Below are 15871 nucleotides of genomic sequence, written 5' to 3'. Positions count from 1 at the left end.
CGGGCCGACGCGAACGGTCGGCCCGGCACCGCCGGTCCACACGGACTCAGCCCACGTACCCCATCCGGTGGCTGATCTCCTCCGCGCCCTTGAGCAGCAGGGGCGCCAGCTCGTGCATGCGCTCCTCGGTGAAGCGGTAGGCGGGGCCGGAGGCGCTGAGGGCGGCGACGACCTCGCCGTGGTGGGAGCGGACCGGCGCCGCCATGGCGTGCAGTCCGATCTCGAGCTCCTCCAGCGTCACCGCGTACCCGCGTTCCCGCGCCTCGGTGAGGTTCTTCTCCAGCTTCGCCTTCGCGGTCAGGGTGTGCGGCGTGAGCTTGTGCAGTCCGCAGGCCGCGAGCACCTCGGCGCACGCCTTCGCCGGCAGGTGCGCGAGCAGGATCTTGCCGCTGGACGTGGCGTGCACCGGGGTGAGCTGCCCGACCCAGTTGTGGGTGCCGACGGCGCCCGGGCCACGCACCTGGTAGAGGTTGACGGCGTAGTGCTCCTGCAGGACGGCGATGTTGACGGTCTCGCCGATCTCCTCGCTGAGCCGCTCGCACACCTCCCAGCCCAGCTGCGTGATGTCGAGGCGCCCCGTGACCGCGCCGGCCAGGCGCACGATCCCGAAGCCGAGCCGGTACTTGCCGCGCTCGGCCGTCTGCTCGACCAGGCCGCGCGCCTCCAGCGCCCCGAGCAGCCGGAACGCGGTCGACTTGTGGACGTCGATCTCGGCGGCGACCTCGCTGACACCCGCCTCCCCGCGCTGGGCGAGGATCTCCAGGACGCTGACGGCACGGTCGACGGACTGCACGCCGTTCACCGCCGGAGCCGTTGTTTCGCCATCTGCAACATTGTTGCTCATAGCGCAACTATACGCAGTGTCGGCCGCTTGGCCCCGTGCTGCGTAGGGGGAGGGTATACGACGGCTCCCCGGCCGGGGGAGCCGTCGTCGGCGGTGTTCTCGGAGGCCCCGCGAACCACGGGGTCAGCGGAAGACGACCGTGCAGTTGCCGTTGGTCAGCACGCGGCTCTCGCTGTGCCACTGCACGGCGCGCGACAGGACCCGGGCCTCCACATCGCGGCCCATGGCGACCAGCTGGTCCGGAGCGTGGGAGTGGTCCACGCGAACGACGTCCTGCTCGATGATCGGGCCCTCGTCGAGGTCGGGGGTGACGTAGTGCGCGGTGGCTCCGACGAGCTTGACGCCGCGCCGGTGCGCCTGCACGTACGGCCGGGCGCCCTTGAAGCTCGGCAGGAAGGAGTGGTGGATGTTGATGGCCCGGCCGTCGAGCCGCTTGCACAGGTCGTCCGAGAGGATCTGCATGTAGCGGGCGAGCACCACCAGGTCGACGTCGAGCTCGGCGACGAGCTCCAGCAGCCGGGCCTCGGCCTCGGCCTTGGTCTCCCGGCTCACCGGGATGTGGTGGAAGGGGATGCCGTAGTTGCGGGCCAGCGGCTCGAAGTCGCGGTGGTTGGAGACGATCGCCGGGATCTCGATGTGGAGCGAGCCCGTGGACTGGCGGAAGAGCAGGTCGTTCAGGCAGTGGCCGAACTTCGACACCATGATCAGCGCGCGGGTCGGTGTCGAGGCGTCGCGCAGCTGCCAGGTGATCCGGTACGCGTCGGCGACCGGGCCGAAGCCGGTACGCAGCCGCTCCAGCGACGTGTCCGGATGCGAGACCTCGAAGTGCACCCGCATGAAGAAGCGGTCCTGGAGGCGGTCGTCGAACTGCTGGCTCTCCAGGATGTTTCCTGATTGGTTCACGAGAAAGCTGGTGACCGCGTGGACGAGGCCGGCCCGGTCGGGGCACGAGAGGGTGAGGACGAACTCGCGGCCGGGCTGCGGGCGAGGGGTCATGGCATCCTCCGTTAGTGCGCAATGCGCAACGATAAGAGTGATACGCAACATCGTCCCGGTGTGGGTGGCGGCCGGTCAAGAGGCTTGTTCTTAAAGGCGCGAGGATATGCGCCATACGCAACAAACCTTCCGCCTGTGCACCCGCCGCTCGGCCTTCCGGCAGGTGGACGCGCCGTCCGGCGTCCGGTTCGGACAGGTCCTGCGGGCAGCCACCCATACTGGAGGTATGGCCATGCAACGGCGTGCGACCCGAAGGCCAGGCACCGCACAGGCGGCGGGGCCCAGGGACCAGGGGCACGCCCCGCAGCGGCCGCCGGCACGGCTGCCCTCGGTCCTGAACGCGCACAGCATCGCCGGCCAGGTCCTCATCCTCCAGGTGGGGGTCGTGCTGCTGCTCGTCGTCGCCGCGGTGGTGGCCCTGGTGCTGCAGGCCCGCAGCTCCAGCCTGCAGATGGCCCGGGACCGCTCACTCGTCGGCGCCGAGACCTTCGCGCACGCCCCGGGGACGGCGGCCGCCATGAAGTCCACCGACCCCAGCGCACTGCTGCAGCCGCGCGCGGAGGAGGCCCGGAAGCTGGCCAGGGTCAACTACGTCATCGCCTTCAGCCCGGCCGGCATCCGCTGGACCCACCCCGACCCGCACCTCATCGGCAGGCGCGTCGTCGGCTCCTTCGCCGACGCGCTGGCGGGCAAGGTGCACCAGGCCACGTACAACACGCCCGGAGTGGGCCGGGCCGTGGACACGATGGTCCCGGTCACCGACGCGAACGGCAAGGTCGTCGGACTGGTCTCCGTCGGCATCTCGGTCCAGCGGGTGGACCGCATGGTGATGAAACAGCTGCCGCTGCTCTTCGGATCCGCGGCCGCCGGGCTGGTGCTGGTCGCGGGCGGGTCGGCCCTGGTGAGCCGGCGACTGCGACGGCAGACGCACGGTCTGGAACCGGCCGAGATGACGCGGATGTACGAGCACCACGACGCGGTCCTGCACTCGGTCCGCGAAGGCGTGCTCGTCCTCGACGGCAAGGGGCGGCTGGAGCTGGCCAACGACGAGGCGAGCCGACTGCTGGAGCTGCCCCCGGACGCGACGGGCAGGCGCATCACCGAGCTCGGTCTGTCCCCGAGCGCCGCGGCACTGCTCGCCTCGGACCGGACCGTCAGCGACGAGGTGATCCTGGCGGGGGAGCGGCTGCTCGCGGTCAACGTGCGCCCGACCGTCCCGCACGGCGGGCCGGGCGGCAGCGTGGCGACCCTGCGGGACACCACCGAGCTGCGCGAGCTGGCCGGCCGTGCCCGGATCGCGCGGGAACGCCTGCAACTGCTCTACGACGCCGGGGTGCGGATCGGTACCACACTCGACGTGGTGCGCACGGCGGAGGAACTGACCGAGATCGCCGTGCCCCGGTTCGCGGACTTCGCCACCGTCGCGCTGCTGGAGGCGGTGCGCCGGGGTGAGGAACCCGACGGTACGAGCCTCACCATGCACCGTACGGCCGTACGCGGCGTCCACGACGGCCATCCGCTGTACCGGGTGGATGAGGTGATCACCTGGCTGCCGGAGATGCCGCAGGCGCAGGGGCTGCGCCGTGGCCATGCCGTGCTCGAGCGCGATCTGCTGGCGACGCGAAGCTGGCAGGCGCAGGATCCCCAGCGGGCGCGGCGCATGCTGGACGTCGGCATCCGCTCGCTGGTCACCGTGCCGCTGCAGGCCCGCGGCATCGCGTTGGGAGTGGCCGACTTCTGGCGCGCGGACCAGGATCCCTTCACGGAGGAGGATCTGGCCGTCGCCGAGGAACTGGCGGCCCGTGCGGCGGTCGCGATCGACAACGCCCGCCGCTACACCCGTGAACACACCATGGCGGCCACCCTGCAGCGCAGCCTGTTGCCGCGTGCCCTGCCCGAGCAGTCGGCCCTGGACGTGGCCTACCGCTACCTCCCCGCCCAGGCGACGGTGAGCGGGGACTGGTTCGACGTCATCCCCCTGCCCGGGACCCGGGTCGCCCTCGTCGTCGGCGATGTCGTCGGCCACGGACTGCACGCCGCCGCGACCATGGGCCGCCTGCGCACCGTGGTCCACAACTTCTGCGCCCTCGATCTGCCCCCCGACGAACTCCTGAGCCACCTGGACGAACTGGTCGCGCAGATCGACGAGACCGAGGCCGCCGGGCAGGAGGGCGCCGGCATCACCGGCGCCACCTGCCTGTTCGCGGTCTACGATCCCGTCTCCGGCCGCTGCTGCATCGCCCGGGCCGGTCATCCCGGACCCGCCCTCGTCAGCCCGGACGGCACGGTCACGTTCCCCGACGTTCCTGTCTCCCCGCCGCTCGGCCTCTGCGCCGGCCTGCCCGTCGAGACCGCCGAACTGCACCTGGCCGAGGGCTCCCGGCTCGCTCTCTACTCCGACGGACTCGTCGAGAACCGCGACCGGGACCTCGACACCGGCCTCCGGCTCCTCGCCGGTGCCCTGGCCGAGCCCGACCGGACACCGGAACAGGACTGTCAGGCCGCGCTCGACGCCCTGCTGCCCGACCGTCCCAGCGACGACATCGCCCTCCTGGTCGCCCGCACCCGGCTCACGGACCCGGACCGGGTCGCCGACTGGGACGTGCCCTCCGAGCCCGCCGCCATCGCTCCCCTGCGCGCCGCCTGCGCCCGCCGCCTTGAGTCCTGGGGTCTGGACGAGATCTCCTACACGACCGAGCTCATCCTCAGCGAACTGGTCACCAACGCCATCCGCTACGGCGGCGAGCCCATCCGGCTCCGTCTGCTGCTCGACCGGGACAGTCTGATCTGCGAAGTCGCCGACGGCAGCAGCACATCACCGCACATGCGCCGCGCGGCCACCACCGACGAGGGCGGCCGCGGCCTGTTCCTCGTCGCCCAGTTCGCCCGCCGCTGGGGAGTCCGGTACACCGCTCGAGGCAAGGTCATCTGGTGCGAACAGGCACTGGAGGCCGCCGAGGGCGGGCTTGAAGCCATGGGCGACGCCGCGCTGGACCAGTGGGACGAGTCCGCCTTCTGAGCATCTCCGTCGTCGGGGAGGAGCGGCACGCCGGGCAGCCGTTGCCTCACCGCCGTCCACCGCCGCGAGGACACACCGGTCGCGGTGCCTTCTCCCGGGTTCCAGCGGCTCAGAGCTGACTGAGAGGTGGCTGTGTAAGGCTGGCGCGCGCCCACACCCCCCTCAGGAGCCTCTGGATGACTCTGATCAACGGTCTGCCCGCCCATGTCCTGTTCGTCCACGTGGTCGTCGTGTTGATACCCCTCACCGCGCTGGCCCTGGTGACGGCCGCGCTCTGGCCGCGCGCCGCCCGGCGGCTGGGCGTCCTGCTCCCGGTGCTCGCCTTCGTGGCACTGGCCGGCGTGCCGCTGACCACACACGCCGGCGAGTGGCTCGAACGGCACGTGGGCGATGACCCCCTGGTACGCCGGCACACCGAGCTGGGTGACGGACTGCTGCCGTGGGCCCTGGGTCTGTTCGCGCTGGCGGCGGTCGTGTGGTGGGCGGGGCGGCGCGCTCCCGCCGAGCCTGGACAGGGCCGCGGCACGCGCTGGTCCGCCCTGCCGGTACGGATCGTCGTCGGCGTGCTCTCGCTGGCCGTCGCGGTGGGAGCGGTCGTGGACGTCTACCGGATCGGCGACTCCGGAGCGAAGGCCGCCTGGCACGACGCCTACTCCAAGACGGCGACGGGGTCCAAGGGCCACGGCGACTGATCAGGCACCCACCGCTCGACAGGGCCCCGGCGCGGAGTTCCGCGCCGGGGCCCTCGGCGTCCCTGGCGGGCCGCCGGTTCTCGTGGTGTGCGCTCGGGGCCGAAGGACCCCCGGCCCGGCCCGAGTGGCCCGTGGCGCCCCCGGCCGCACGGGCCCACGCTGGGAGCAGAAGCCACGAAGGGAGCCGGTGCGATGACCTCCACCACCACCATGAGTGCGGCTCTTGAGCCATTGCACCGCGAACAGCTGATGCGCCTGGCCCACGACATCTCCTTCGAGGCAGGGACCCGCCTGTTCGAGGAGGGCCGGCACGCCGACCGGTTCTGGATCGTGCGCACCGGCACCGTCGCCCTCGACCTGCACGTACCGGGCCGTCGGCCCGCCGTCATCGAGACCCTCGGTCACGGCGAACTGGTCGGCTGGTCCTGGCACTTCCCGCCGTATCTCTGGCACCTGGGCGCCGAGGCCATCAGCCCCGTGCGGGCCTGGGAGTTCGACGCCGGGGCCGTGCGGGCGAAGTGCGCGGAGGACCCGGAACTCGGGCGGGCGATCGCCGTCTGGCTGGGGCGCGTGGTCGCCCAACGGCTGCATGCCTCCCGGGTCCGGCTGCTCGACCTCTACGCCCCCTACGGCAGCGGCAGTCCGACGTGACCCCGGTCCTGTGAGGAGAGCGCGATGGACAGCAGCCCGCACCGGGTGAGTGACGTGATGACGCGAGCCGTCGTCGCCGTGGGCCGCAAGGCTCCCTTCAAGGAGATCGTCGAGCGCATGGAGCAGTGGGAGGTCAGCGCCCTGCCCGTGCTGGAGGGCGACGGACGGGTGGTCGGCGTGGTGTCCGAGGCCGATCTGCTGCCCAAGGAGGAGTTCCGGGACAGCGATCCGGACCGGTTCACGCAGCTGCGCCGGCTGCCGGACCTGGCCAAGGCGGGGGCCGTGTGCGCCGAGGAGCTGATGAGCACCCCGGCGGTCACTGTGCACGCCGACGCCGCGCTGGCCGAGGCCGCGCGCATCATGGCGCTGCGGCACGTCAAGCGCCTGCCCGTGGTGAACGCGGAGGGCGTGCTGGAAGGCGTGGTCAGCCGCGGGGACCTGCTGAAGGTGTTCCTGCGGCCGGACGACGACCTGGCCGACGAGATCCGGCGCGATGTCGTCGACCCGCTCTTCCCGGCCCCGGTGGAACCGGTCCATGTCGTGGTCACCGATGGCGTCGCGACCCTGACCGGGCGGGTGCAGGACCCCGCGCGGATTCAGCTCGCCGCACGCATGGTGCGCGGCGTGGAGGGTGTCGTGGGCGTGGACTGCCGGCTCACCGTGGCCGGTGCCGAGTGACGGCCGCGAGTGACGGCCGGGTGACGACAGGACGGCGAACTCGGTGACGAGCCGAACCTTTTGACGACAAGACGACAAATGTGGCCTCAACTGCCCGTGTTCAGCCCCGCCCGCCGCTGAGGTTCCCCCATTCCGGCCCGATCTGCCGCCACTCCTCGTCCCATTCGGCCATGCGCCGCCGCACGAGCCGGGAGCGGACCACCCACCCCACGGTCCAGACGGCCGCACCGGCCGGTACCGCCACGAGGGCGCCGGTCAGGGCCGCCTGCACGCTCGCCGCCTCGCCGGTGACCGGTTCCGACACCAGATGGCCGGCGCGATCCGCCCACACGGCCACCGGGGTGCCCGCCGGGGCTGCCGGGTAGATCTGGGTCCGGCCCGTGTGCACGGAGCCGTCCGGGTCCGTCCAGCGCACGGTGGCGGGCACGCGGCCGTCGTCGTATCCACCGGCGGTGGCGGGCGTCTTCGCCGCATCGTCGGTGAGCACGGCGGACACGGCATGGGCCCGGGCCGCCCGCGCCGCGAACGCCGCGTCGGTGATCTGGGCCGCCACCGTGCCCGCGAGGGCTCCGCCGACCAGGGTGAACAGCCAGGCCGCGAGCACGATCCAGCCCTCGACGACGTCGCTGTGCCGCCTGAGCGGATTGCGGCGCCAGCGCCAGAGCCGTACCCGGGTGGCCGTCGTGGGAGGTGTCCGCGTCATCGTCGCCGCCTCCTGTCGTGGGCCCGACGCCGTCTGTCAGGGCGTGCGCACGCTGCCGGCCTCGGGGAGGTCGGGGTCGAGGTCAGGACGGCGGGGCGGTCCGGCCAGTGCGCAGCGCACATCCACCACACCCGCCACGGCCCGTGCGAGCCGGGCGGCGAGCGGTATCAGGGCCGTCTCACGGACCCGGCCGGCCAGCGTGACGACACCGTCGCACACCTCCACCCGGACGGTGACGGCGCGCGGGCCGAAGAGGCGTACGACGACCTCGTGCCGGACCTCCTCGGCGATGTCCTCGTCGTCCCGCAGAAACACCTTCAGCAGGTCCGAGCGGCTGACGATGCCACGGAGAGCGAGGTCACGGCCGACGACGGGCAGCCGCTTGACCCGGGCGCGGGCCATGAGGCGCGCGGCATGGGCGAGCGTGGCGTCCGCTGCCACGGTGACGGCCGGCGAGGTCATCAGCTCGGCCGCGGTCACCGCGTCCGCCTTGCGGACCTCGGCGGGGTGGCTCATCTGACCGTACCGGCCGATGTCACCGTCCTGGTACTCCTGCTTGGCCAGCAGATCGCCCTCGGAGACGACGCCGACGACACGGCCGGCATCGTCCAGCACCGGCAGGGCGCTGACCTGCCAGTCGCGCATGACCTTCACGATGTCCTTGAAGGCCGCCCCTGCGCGCAGGGCCACGACCCGGTGGGTCATCACGTCGTTCACCAGGGCCGGAGTGCCGTTCATGGCGTCCTCCAGGGCGTGGGTGCCGTCTTCGGACACCTTCAGGCTGCGGCGGCGGAGCCGTTCGTGACATGGGCCGAGTGGTCCCGATCCCCTGCCCCGTCGGCCCTGCGCGCTCCGCGGCGAGGGGACCGAGGACGGCGCGGCCTACTCGGCGGGCAGCGGGACGTACCAGTCCAGTGCCGAACCGCCTCCCTCGGGGCTGGTCACGTCCAGCCGACCGCCGAGGCTGTCCGCCCGTTCGGCCATGTTGAGCAGCCCGCTGCGCCGGCCGCCGGAAGGGATGCCCACGCCGTTGTCCGCGACCCGCAGGCGCACCTCGCGGCCGTCGGCGATCAGGACCACCTGGGTCCGGTTGGCGTGGGCGTGCCGGGCGATGTTGGTGAGGGCCTCGGTCAGCACGGCCACCACGTGGTCGGCGATCTCCAGCGGCACATCGGTGTCGACCAGGCCTTCCATGCGCACGCTGGGGGCGAAGCCCAGCACGGGGGCGGCCTCGCCTACCGTCCGGACGACCCTCGCCCGCAGGCCGCTGCCGGCGGTGCCCGTGCGCGCCCGCAGTCCGAAGATCGTCGACCTGATGATCTTGATGGTCTCGTCGAGGTCGTCCACGGCCCGCCGCACCCGCTCGGCGGCCTCGGCATGTTCGATGAAACGGCCCGCGCTCTGCAGGGTCATCCCGGTGGCGAACAGCCGCTGGATGGCGAGGTCGTGCAGGTCCCGGGCGATGCGGTCACGGTCCTCCAGCAACGCGATCTGCTGGGCGTCGTGCCTGCGGTCGGCGAGCTCCATCGCGATCGCGGCCTGGGCGGCGAACCCCTGCAGCAACTCGGTCTCCTTACGGAGGAACGCCGGCCGGCCGCCCTCGCGGGCCACCAGCACCACGCCACGCACCCCGTTCTCGCCCGTGCCGATCGGGACGGCCACCGCGGGTCCGAGCCCCTCGAAGCGCGGCGGTTCGGGGGTGATCCGCGCATCGTGGACCACGTCGTCGCTGGTGACCGGGGCGGTCGCGGTGTATGCCAGCCCCATGAGGCTCGCGTCCATGGGCAGCACCAGTCCCCGGTGCGCCTCCGCGTCGACTCCGACGGCGATCTCCACGGTGAGCGACTTCGTGCCCTCCATGGGCATGGCGACCGCCGCCAGGGCCGAGCCCGAGATCTCCCTGGCCCGCTCGGCGATCAGGTTCAGCGACTCGGCCCGGTCGATGCCGGACATCAGGCTGTGGCTGATCTCCGCGTTCGCCCGCTGCCAGCGCTCGCGCAGCCGGGAGTCCTCGTACAGGCGGGCGTTGTCGATCGCCACGCCGGCGGCCACGGCCAGCGTGGACAGCACCGACTCGTCCTCCTCGTCGAACTCCCGCCCGCCGCGCTTCTCGGTCAGGTAGAGGTTGCCGAAGACCTGGTCGCGGACCCGGATCGGGACGCCGAGGAAGCTGTTCATCGGCGGGTGGCCCGGGGGGAAGCCGTAGGAGGACGCATGTGCGGAGATCTTGCCGAGCCGGAGCGGCTGCGGGTGCCGGATCAGCTCGCCGAGGATGCCGTGCCCTTCCGGAAAGGGGCCGATCGCGGCGATCTGCTCCTCGGTGACGCCCACCGTGTGGAAGGCGGACAGGCGCGTGCCGTCCGGTCCGATGACACCGAGGGCGGCGTACCCGGCGTTCACGACCACCGCGGCCGCCTCCACGATGGAGTGCAGGACCTGCTCCAGGTCGAGCTCCCGGCCGACGGAGAGGACCGCCTCCAGCAGACCTTGCACGCGATCCTGTGTGCCGCGGGCTGCGCTGATCCGGGCCTGCAGCTCCTCCAGCAGCTCGTCGAGCTTCAGCTGCGGCAGTCGTACGCGCGGCTCCTCCGAATCGGTCACCACGTCCTCCAGTCCCCATCAGCACATGGCCCGGAACCGATGGGTCTTCCCACACCGTAGCGCCTCCCGGGCCAGGTGGGCACGGGATCCGCGAACCGGTCCGCCGGCCCGCGCCCGCCGAGCCCCGCACCGGCGCCGTGGGGCCGATCGGCCCGCCCGGCGGGACGTCCAGGACGGCGGCCGCGACCTGGCCGGCCTGCTCGACGGCAAGCGCCAACCTGGCCGAGACGACCCGGCTGGGCCTGCCGGTGCCGCCCGGTTTCACCGTCACCACCGAGGCCTGGCGCGCCCTCCTCGCCACCGGCGAGGAGCGGGACGGCCTGCCGGCGGAGCTCTCCCGGACCTTTCGGCGCGGGAGGCCGTGACGACGGCAGCACGGTGAGGGCGTCGGCCCGGTCCGGTTCGACGAGGCCATGACCCTGGAGCCGCTCCAGCAGGCCGTCCTCGCCGTGTTCCGGTCCTGGAACGCCGAGCGCGCCCGCCCGTACCGGCGGCGCGAGCACATCCCGGACGACCTCGGCCCCGACTCCGGCAGCGGCGTCGCCTTCACGCGCTCCCCGGAACATGTTCCTCGGCGAGCGGCGCTCTCGGACCGTCGGACCCGTCAGACCGTGGTCCGGCGCCCCGTCACCGTGCGGGGTTCGACACGCACCCACAGGTCACGCTCGCCGCCCGCCCAAGGGGTGCTGTACGCCTGCCCGGTGAACCTCCGCTGCTCCTGCGGGTCCGTCACCGACCGCGCACTGCCGCGGATCAGGACGCTCCAGCCCTGGCTGAACGTGTCGTCGATGCGGTCGACCTCGAGGGCCACTGCCTGGCCGGCCGCGAGGGACGGTGTCGCGCCGAGGGTGGTCCGGAAGACGAACGCACCCTCGGCGAAGCTGTAGTTGACGGGCACGATCACCGGGCCCGTATCCGTGGGCACGGCCAGTCGGCCCACCCCGTGCGAGCCGAGCAACGCCCGGCACTCGTCCGGTGTCAGCTCGGTCACCGTGGTCTGCAGCGCCTGGGCCGGCCTGGTCAGGGGGCCGGGGCCCGGGGCGGCACCGGGATGCTCCTCCAGATACCCGAGATAGGTGACGGCCATGCCGGTGCGGGCGGCCACCTCCCTTCGCGACAGGCCGAGTTGGGCGCGCCGGGCGGCCAGGCGGCGGCCCGGATCGCCCAGCGGCGTCTCCGTCAGGCCGAGGGAACGGCCACTTCCGCGTGCTGCTCCCCGCCGAGCACGATCTTGAGCGCGCCGGTCTCGGTGGCCCGGGAGAAGACGTCGTAGGCCTCCTCCATGTGGTCCAGCGGCAAGGTGTGGGTGACCAGTTGCCCGGTCGGCAGCCGGCCGGCGGCGGCCATCCGCAGCAGGGTGGGCGTGGAGGAGGTGTCCACGAGGCCGGTCGTGATGGTCACGTTCCTGATCCAGAGGTCTTCGAGGTGCAGTGTCGCGGGCCTGCCGTGCACGCCGATGTTGGCCACGTGCCCGCCCGGGCGGACCATGCGGGTGCACAGCTCGAAGCTCTCCGGGACGCCGACCGCCTCCATGACCACGTCCGCGCCGAGACCGTCGGTCAGATCGGCGACCAGCTGGCCGGGTTCCTCGCGGGCGTCGGCCACGGCGTCGGCGCCGAGCCGCCGGGCGGCCTCCAGCCGGGCCGGAGCCATGTCGACCGAGATGATCCGTTCCGGGGCGAACAGTCGCGCCGTCGCGACGGCCGCGAGTCCGATGGGCCCGGCGCCGACGATGGCGACGGTGTCGCCGGGCCGCACATGCCCGTTGAGGACACCGACCTCGTACGACGTCGGGAAGATGTCCGCGAGCAGGACGGCCTCCTCACTGGGCACGGCGGCGGGCAGCGGATGCACGGACAGGTCGGCGTAGGGGACGCGGACGTACTCGGCCTGGGTGCCGTCGACGAGATGGCCGAGGATCCAGCCTCCGCCGCCCCGGCACTGGCCGTACGAGCCGTCCCTGCAGAAGCGGCACCGGCCGCACGAGGTGATGCAGGACATCAGCACCCGGTCCCCCGGCCGTACGGTGCGCACGTCGCTGCCGACCTCGACGATCTCGCCGACCGCCTCGTGCCCGAGCACCGTGCCGGAGCGGACCTCGGGGACATCGCCCTTGAGGATGTGCAGGTCCGTCCCGCAGATGGTCACGGCGCCGACCTTGACGATGGCGTCGGTGGGTTCCTTGACGGCGGGGTCGGGGACGTCCTGCCAGGACGCCTGCCCCGGACCGTGGAACACGAAGCCCTTCATGGCAGCTCCCTGTCGCTCTTCGTCGACTCCGCCGCGGGATCGTGGTTCCGGCACGGCGCCGGGACCGCCCGCACGTCCAGCTTCCCCAGCGGGGACCGGTGCCGCTTGGGCCGTCCGGCCCTCGCCCCGCGGCCGGACGGTGCCGATCGGGGCCGCGCCCGTCGCGGGGACGAGGGGTGCCCCGTACGGACCGGCGACAGGGGCCGGATGGCCCTAGTGCCCCGCCCGGCACGCCCGGTTCGCTCGTGCCATGTCCGAGAACGACGCGGCCCGCGCGGCGGAGCACCACACCGCACCGGAAGTGCTCGCGGCCGATCGCGTGGCCGGCGGAGCGACCGTCGTGGCCCTGCACGGCGAGATCGATGTGCTGACCGCCCCCGCGCTGTCGCGCCGGCTCGACGCGCTCACCACCTCCCCCCGGCCCGACCTGGTGCTCGACCTGCGGCCGGTCACGTTCATCGACTGCATCGGACTCGGGGTCCTGTGCCGCGCACGCAACCGGACGCTGGCCCGGCAGGGCCGGCTGCGGCTGATCACCGAGAGCGCGGAGTTCCGGCGCATCCTGCGGGTCACGGGACTGGGGGACGTCTTCGAGGTGCACACGCGACTCCCCCTGCCGCTGCCGGGGCCCACGTGAGGACCGGCGCGATGAACGCGAAGCACGGGCTGTGGCGTTGGCGGAGCAATCCGCTGCGGCGACGCGGGGACGTCGTGGAGGCCTGGCTCGTCCTGGCCGTCTGGCTCGCGGTCGTGGTCGGCGGGGCCGTCGCGGGTCTGCTGACGGCACGCGCTGCCGGAGATGTGTTCGCGGCTCAGCGCGCCCACCGGCATCCCGTCCGTGCCGTGCTCCTCACCGACGCACCGCACGGCACCACGGCCGCCTGGCCGGCGGGCGGACTGGTCCGGGCGACGGTGCGCTGGACCGCACCGGACGGTACTTCCCGCACCGGAGACACGCTGGTCGACAGCGGTCTCGGGGCGGGTGCGCGGGTGGTGGTCTGGCAGGACGACCACGGCGGTCTCACCCCCGCGAAGCCGGTGAACCCCACCGAGGGCGCGATCGAGGCCGGTCTCTTCGGCGCGGCGGCCGGCCTGGCCGTCGCCGCCCCGGTCTACGGGGCCGGAGCGCTCGCAAGGGTGTGGCTCGACCGGCGGCGCATGGCCCGCTGGGACCGGGAGTGGGACCTGGTCGAACCCCGCTGGGGCCACCGGACGGGCTGATCCGCACCGCCGCCGCAGGGGTCTCGCCATCCGTCCGGCGTTCCCTCAGGCGTGTTCGGGGACGACGGCCACAGGGCAGGCCGCGTGGTGCAGCACCCCGTGGGCGACGCGGCTGAGCTGGAGGCCGAAGGGACCGTGCCTGCGCCGGGCGCCGACGACGAGCAGGTCGGACTCGCGGGACACGGCGATCAGGGCGTCGCGGGCGTGGCCCTCGACGGTGCGGCGGTCCGCCTTCAGCTCGGCCGGCACGTCCCGCAAAGCCTCCTCCAGCACCCCGAGGGCCTGCCGCCTCTGGGAATGCGGGGTCGCGTGCGCGGGGCACCGCCAGGCCCGTACGGCTTCCAGGGGCACCCCGCGCAGGACGGCCTCCTCGACGGCGAACCGTACGGCGGCCGAGCCGGCCGGCTTCTCACCCACCCCCAGCGCGATCCGGCCCCGGAGCCCGGTGCGGGCCTGGCTGTCGTGGGTGCCGCGCAGCACGATCACGGGGCAGTGCGCGTGCCCGGCGACCGCGAGGCTGACGGACCCCAGCAGCGCCTCGGCCATGCCGCTGCGGCCACGACAGCCCAGCACCAGCGCGAGGGCGGTGCTGCTCTCCCGTACGAGCCCGTACTCCGGCTCCTCGGGCAGCACATCGGTGGTGACCTTCAGCTCCGGCCGGCGGCGTCGGGCGCGCTCCTCCGCCGTACCGAGGACATCCCGGGCCATCACCTCCTCCAGCGGCTTGTCGAGTTCCTGTGCGAGCAGGGCGCCTTCGTAGCGCTCCCAGAGGGAGGCGTACACCAGCCGGAGCGGGGCCCCGCGCAGGGCGGCCTCGTCGGCCGCCCAGTCGACGGCCCGCAGGCTGGGCTCGGAACCGTCGACGCCGACGACGACCGGAAGCTCCATCGAGTTCACCGCTCCCTCGGGGGATCAGGGGGATCAATGGGATCAAGGGGATCAGTCGTGCGGAACCACGGCGACCGGGCCCACGACGTGGTGCAGCACGGCATGCGCGACGTGGCCGATGTGGATGCCGAGCGGGCTGGTGCGGACGCGCCGGCCCACGACGACCAGGGAGGCCTCACGGGAGGCGTCGACGAGAACCTGCGCGGCGCTGCCGCACCGGCTCGCCTCGATCACTTCCACGTCCGGAAACCTCTGCCGCCAGGAGCGCAGCAGCTCGGTCAGGGCCTTGGCCTGCCCGCGGGCGATGTCGTCGTAGAGCTCGGCGTCCCCGTAGAAGCGGTAGAAGGAGGTGGGCGGTTCGCTCCAGGCGTGCACGACCCGCAGGGACGCGCCGCGCCGGGCGGCCGCCTCGAAGGCGAATCCGAGCAGCGTCTCGTCGGGGGTGCCGATGTCGAGGCCGAGCACGACGGGCCGGAAGGGGGTCGCGGCGGACGGTACACCCGCGGGGTCCGGCTTGTGTTCGTCGGCGGCCTGCTCCCCGGCCCGGACCAGTACCACGGGACGCTCGGCGTGGGCGAGCACCGCCAGGCTGACCGAGCCGACCATGAAGCCCGCGATCCCGCCGAAGCCGCGCGAGCCCAGCACCATCAGCTCGGCGGCGTCCGCCGCCTCGGTCAGGGCGTGGGCCGGTTCCCCGGTGACCCGGTCGGTGACCACCTCGACGCCGGGATGGCGCAGCCGCAGCCCTTCGGCGGCCTCACGGGTAACCTCCTCGGTCCAGTGCTGCTGGGCCTCGCCGCCGAGCAGCGGGGCCTGGGTCACGGGGTCGGGCACCGGCTTCCAGACGTGAACGATCTTCAGCGGCAGACCGCGCAACGCTGCCTCGCGCGCCGCCCATTCGGCGGCGGCCCGGCTCTCGGACGAGCCGTCGAGGCCTGCCGTGACCGTTCGGGGCATCGTCTCCACCTCCCGGGTCGAGGGATCCAGTTCCAGCGTGGTGCCGCCGCGTTCGCGGGGCGAAGGGCCGCAGGTCCCCATGCGGGGCCGACCGGCCCACCCCGAGGACCGGTGGCCCCTGGCCGGTTCTTCGGAACCGGCACATGCTGGGAACGGACCGGCCGCCGCCAGGACCGTACGGAGGTCACCATGTACGGCACCCCGCACATCGTCTGCGACGTCATGACCCGGACGGTCGCGGTCGTCGGCCGACGTGCCCCCTTCAAGGAGATCGTCCAGCTGATGCAGGACTGGCAGGTCAGCGCCCTGCCCGTGATCGAGGGCGAGGGCCGGGTGGTCGGCGTGGTCTCCGAGGCCGACCTGCTGCCCAA

At 73.0% G+C, this 15871-nt stretch carries 16 protein-coding genes and 1 pseudogene; 8 read left to right on the top strand and 9 right to left on the bottom strand.

The window, feature by feature from the left end:
* Positions 1-46: 46 nt before the first annotated feature.
* Together ABT288_RS45805 and purU are read right to left on the bottom strand one after the other, a co-directional pair.
* Entirely contained in the window at positions 47-844 is a 798-nt protein-coding gene (locus ABT288_RS45805; RefSeq protein ID WP_351621762.1) for an IclR family transcriptional regulator, read from the bottom strand.
* A gap of 123 nt (positions 845-967) precedes the next feature.
* Positions 968-1840: a formyltetrahydrofolate deformylase gene (gene purU / locus ABT288_RS45800; protein WP_351621759.1), complete on the bottom strand. Its 873-nt coding sequence runs from the start codon at positions 1838-1840 to the stop codon at positions 968-970.
* A 226-nt stretch (positions 1841-2066) separates the two neighbouring features.
* Between purU and ABT288_RS45795 the strand changes: the two genes are divergently transcribed.
* From ABT288_RS45795 to ABT288_RS45780, 4 genes are all read left to right on the top strand, one after another.
* Positions 2067-4859, top strand: coding sequence for a SpoIIE family protein phosphatase (locus tag ABT288_RS45795; RefSeq protein ID WP_502972998.1), 2793 nt, complete (start codon positions 2067-2069; stop codon positions 4857-4859).
* A gap of 176 nt (positions 4860-5035) precedes the next feature.
* A complete protein-coding gene (locus ABT288_RS45790) occupies positions 5036-5551 on the top strand; it encodes a DUF2231 domain-containing protein (RefSeq protein WP_351621756.1) in 516 nt (171 codons plus the stop codon).
* Positions 5552-5743: 192 nt separating this feature from the next.
* The gene (locus ABT288_RS45785) at positions 5744-6202 is read left to right on the top strand and encodes a cyclic nucleotide-binding domain-containing protein (RefSeq protein ID WP_351621753.1); all 459 of its coding nucleotides are present in this window, start codon (positions 5744-5746) and stop codon (positions 6200-6202) included.
* A gap of 24 nt (positions 6203-6226) precedes the next feature.
* Positions 6227-6880 (top strand): CBS domain-containing protein, encoded by a 654-nt coding sequence (locus ABT288_RS45780; protein WP_351621751.1) that lies wholly within the window; start codon positions 6227-6229, stop codon positions 6878-6880.
* A gap of 100 nt (positions 6881-6980) precedes the next feature.
* On the opposite strand, the gene ABT288_RS45775 is transcribed toward ABT288_RS45780, so the two are convergent.
* The 3 genes from ABT288_RS45775 to ABT288_RS45765 form a co-directional block, all read right to left on the bottom strand.
* Entirely contained in the window at positions 6981-7583 is a 603-nt protein-coding gene (locus tag ABT288_RS45775) for an Rv1733c family protein (protein WP_351621748.1), read from the bottom strand.
* Between the two features lie 36 nt (positions 7584-7619).
* Positions 7620-8321: a CBS domain-containing protein gene (locus ABT288_RS45770; RefSeq protein WP_351621765.1), complete on the bottom strand. Its 702-nt coding sequence runs from the start codon at positions 8319-8321 to the stop codon at positions 7620-7622.
* Between the two features lie 144 nt (positions 8322-8465).
* The gene (locus ABT288_RS45765) at positions 8466-10184 is read right to left on the bottom strand and encodes a sensor histidine kinase (RefSeq protein WP_351621745.1); all 1719 of its coding nucleotides are present in this window, start codon (positions 10182-10184) and stop codon (positions 8466-8468) included.
* Between the two features lie 187 nt (positions 10185-10371).
* On the opposite strand from ABT288_RS45765, the pseudogene ABT288_RS45760 reads away from it, so the two are divergent.
* Positions 10372-10744 (top strand): annotated as a pseudogene (locus tag ABT288_RS45760) (PEP/pyruvate-binding domain-containing protein); the annotation flags it as partial.
* A gap of 44 nt (positions 10745-10788) precedes the next feature.
* Here ABT288_RS45760 and ABT288_RS45755 read toward each other — a convergent pair.
* Positions 10789-11367, bottom strand: coding sequence for a helix-turn-helix domain-containing protein (locus ABT288_RS45755; protein ID WP_502972999.1), 579 nt, complete (start codon positions 11365-11367; stop codon positions 10789-10791).
* Entirely contained in the window at positions 11364-12434 is a 1071-nt protein-coding gene (locus ABT288_RS45750) for a zinc-dependent alcohol dehydrogenase family protein (RefSeq protein WP_351621739.1), read from the bottom strand. Before ABT288_RS45750 ends, ABT288_RS45755 begins: the two co-directional genes overlap by 4 nt.
* Positions 12435-12684: 250 nt before the next feature.
* Here ABT288_RS45750 and ABT288_RS45745 point away from each other — a divergent pair, with 250 nt between their 5' ends.
* Positions 12685-13071 carry an STAS domain-containing protein gene (locus ABT288_RS45745; RefSeq protein ID WP_351621736.1) on the top strand — a complete coding sequence of 129 codons (387 nt, stop codon included), beginning with the start codon at positions 12685-12687 and terminating at the stop codon, positions 13069-13071.
* 11 nt (positions 13072-13082) lie between these two features.
* A complete protein-coding gene (locus ABT288_RS45740; RefSeq protein WP_351621733.1) occupies positions 13083-13655 on the top strand; it encodes an Rv1733c family protein in 573 nt (190 codons plus the stop codon).
* A 45-nt stretch (positions 13656-13700) separates the two neighbouring features.
* Here the strand turns inward: ABT288_RS45740 and ABT288_RS45735 are convergent, their stop codons facing one another.
* Both ABT288_RS45735 and ABT288_RS45730 read right to left on the bottom strand, forming a co-directional pair.
* Positions 13701-14543 (bottom strand): universal stress protein, encoded by an 843-nt coding sequence (locus tag ABT288_RS45735; protein ID WP_351621730.1) that lies wholly within the window; start codon positions 14541-14543, stop codon positions 13701-13703.
* 51 nt (positions 14544-14594) lie between these two features.
* Positions 14595-15500 (bottom strand): universal stress protein, encoded by a 906-nt coding sequence (locus ABT288_RS45730; RefSeq protein ID WP_351621727.1) that lies wholly within the window; start codon positions 15498-15500, stop codon positions 14595-14597.
* A 189-nt stretch (positions 15501-15689) separates the two neighbouring features.
* Here ABT288_RS45730 and ABT288_RS45725 point away from each other — a divergent pair.
* Positions 15690-15871, top strand: a 182-nt coding sequence (locus ABT288_RS45725) for a CBS domain-containing protein (RefSeq protein ID WP_351621724.1), incomplete at its 3' end; no start/stop codon positions are given.

It is taken from the genome of Streptomyces sp. NPDC001093, from assembly GCF_040298985.1.
In the GTDB taxonomy this organism is placed as follows: Bacteria; Actinomycetota; Actinomycetes; order Streptomycetales; family Streptomycetaceae; genus Streptomyces.
Note: the sequence above shows the minus strand (reverse complement) of the source record. Positions and strands in the feature narration are given on the sequence as shown.

Excerpts from the sequence above, each read along its gene's own strand:
- ABT288_RS45805 (WP_351621762.1), bottom strand. The coding sequence starts at position 844 with ATGAGCAACAATGTTGCAGATGGCGAAACAACGGCTCCGGCGGTGAAC.
- purU (WP_351621759.1), bottom strand. The coding sequence starts at position 1,840 with ATGACCCCTCGCCCGCAGCCCGGCCGCGAGTTCGTCCTCACCCTCTCG.
- ABT288_RS45795 (WP_502972998.1), top strand. The coding sequence starts at position 2,067 with ATGGCCATGCAACGGCGTGCGACCCGAAGGCCAGGCACCGCACAGGCG.
- ABT288_RS45790 (WP_351621756.1), top strand. The coding sequence starts at position 5,036 with ATGACTCTGATCAACGGTCTGCCCGCCCATGTCCTGTTCGTCCACGTG.
- ABT288_RS45785 (WP_351621753.1), top strand. The coding sequence starts at position 5,744 with ATGACCTCCACCACCACCATGAGTGCGGCTCTTGAGCCATTGCACCGC.
- ABT288_RS45780 (WP_351621751.1), top strand. The coding sequence starts at position 6,227 with ATGGACAGCAGCCCGCACCGGGTGAGTGACGTGATGACGCGAGCCGTC.
- ABT288_RS45775 (WP_351621748.1), bottom strand. The coding sequence starts at position 7,583 with ATGACGCGGACACCTCCCACGACGGCCACCCGGGTACGGCTCTGGCGC.
- ABT288_RS45770 (WP_351621765.1), bottom strand. The coding sequence starts at position 8,321 with ATGAACGGCACTCCGGCCCTGGTGAACGACGTGATGACCCACCGGGTC.
- ABT288_RS45750 (WP_351621739.1), bottom strand. The coding sequence starts at position 12,434 with ATGAAGGGCTTCGTGTTCCACGGTCCGGGGCAGGCGTCCTGGCAGGAC.
- ABT288_RS45745 (WP_351621736.1), top strand. The coding sequence starts at position 12,685 with ATGTCCGAGAACGACGCGGCCCGCGCGGCGGAGCACCACACCGCACCG.
- ABT288_RS45740 (WP_351621733.1), top strand. The coding sequence starts at position 13,083 with ATGAACGCGAAGCACGGGCTGTGGCGTTGGCGGAGCAATCCGCTGCGG.
- ABT288_RS45735 (WP_351621730.1), bottom strand. The coding sequence starts at position 14,543 with ATGGAGCTTCCGGTCGTCGTCGGCGTCGACGGTTCCGAGCCCAGCCTG.
- ABT288_RS45730 (WP_351621727.1), bottom strand. The coding sequence starts at position 15,500 with ATGCCCCGAACGGTCACGGCAGGCCTCGACGGCTCGTCCGAGAGCCGG.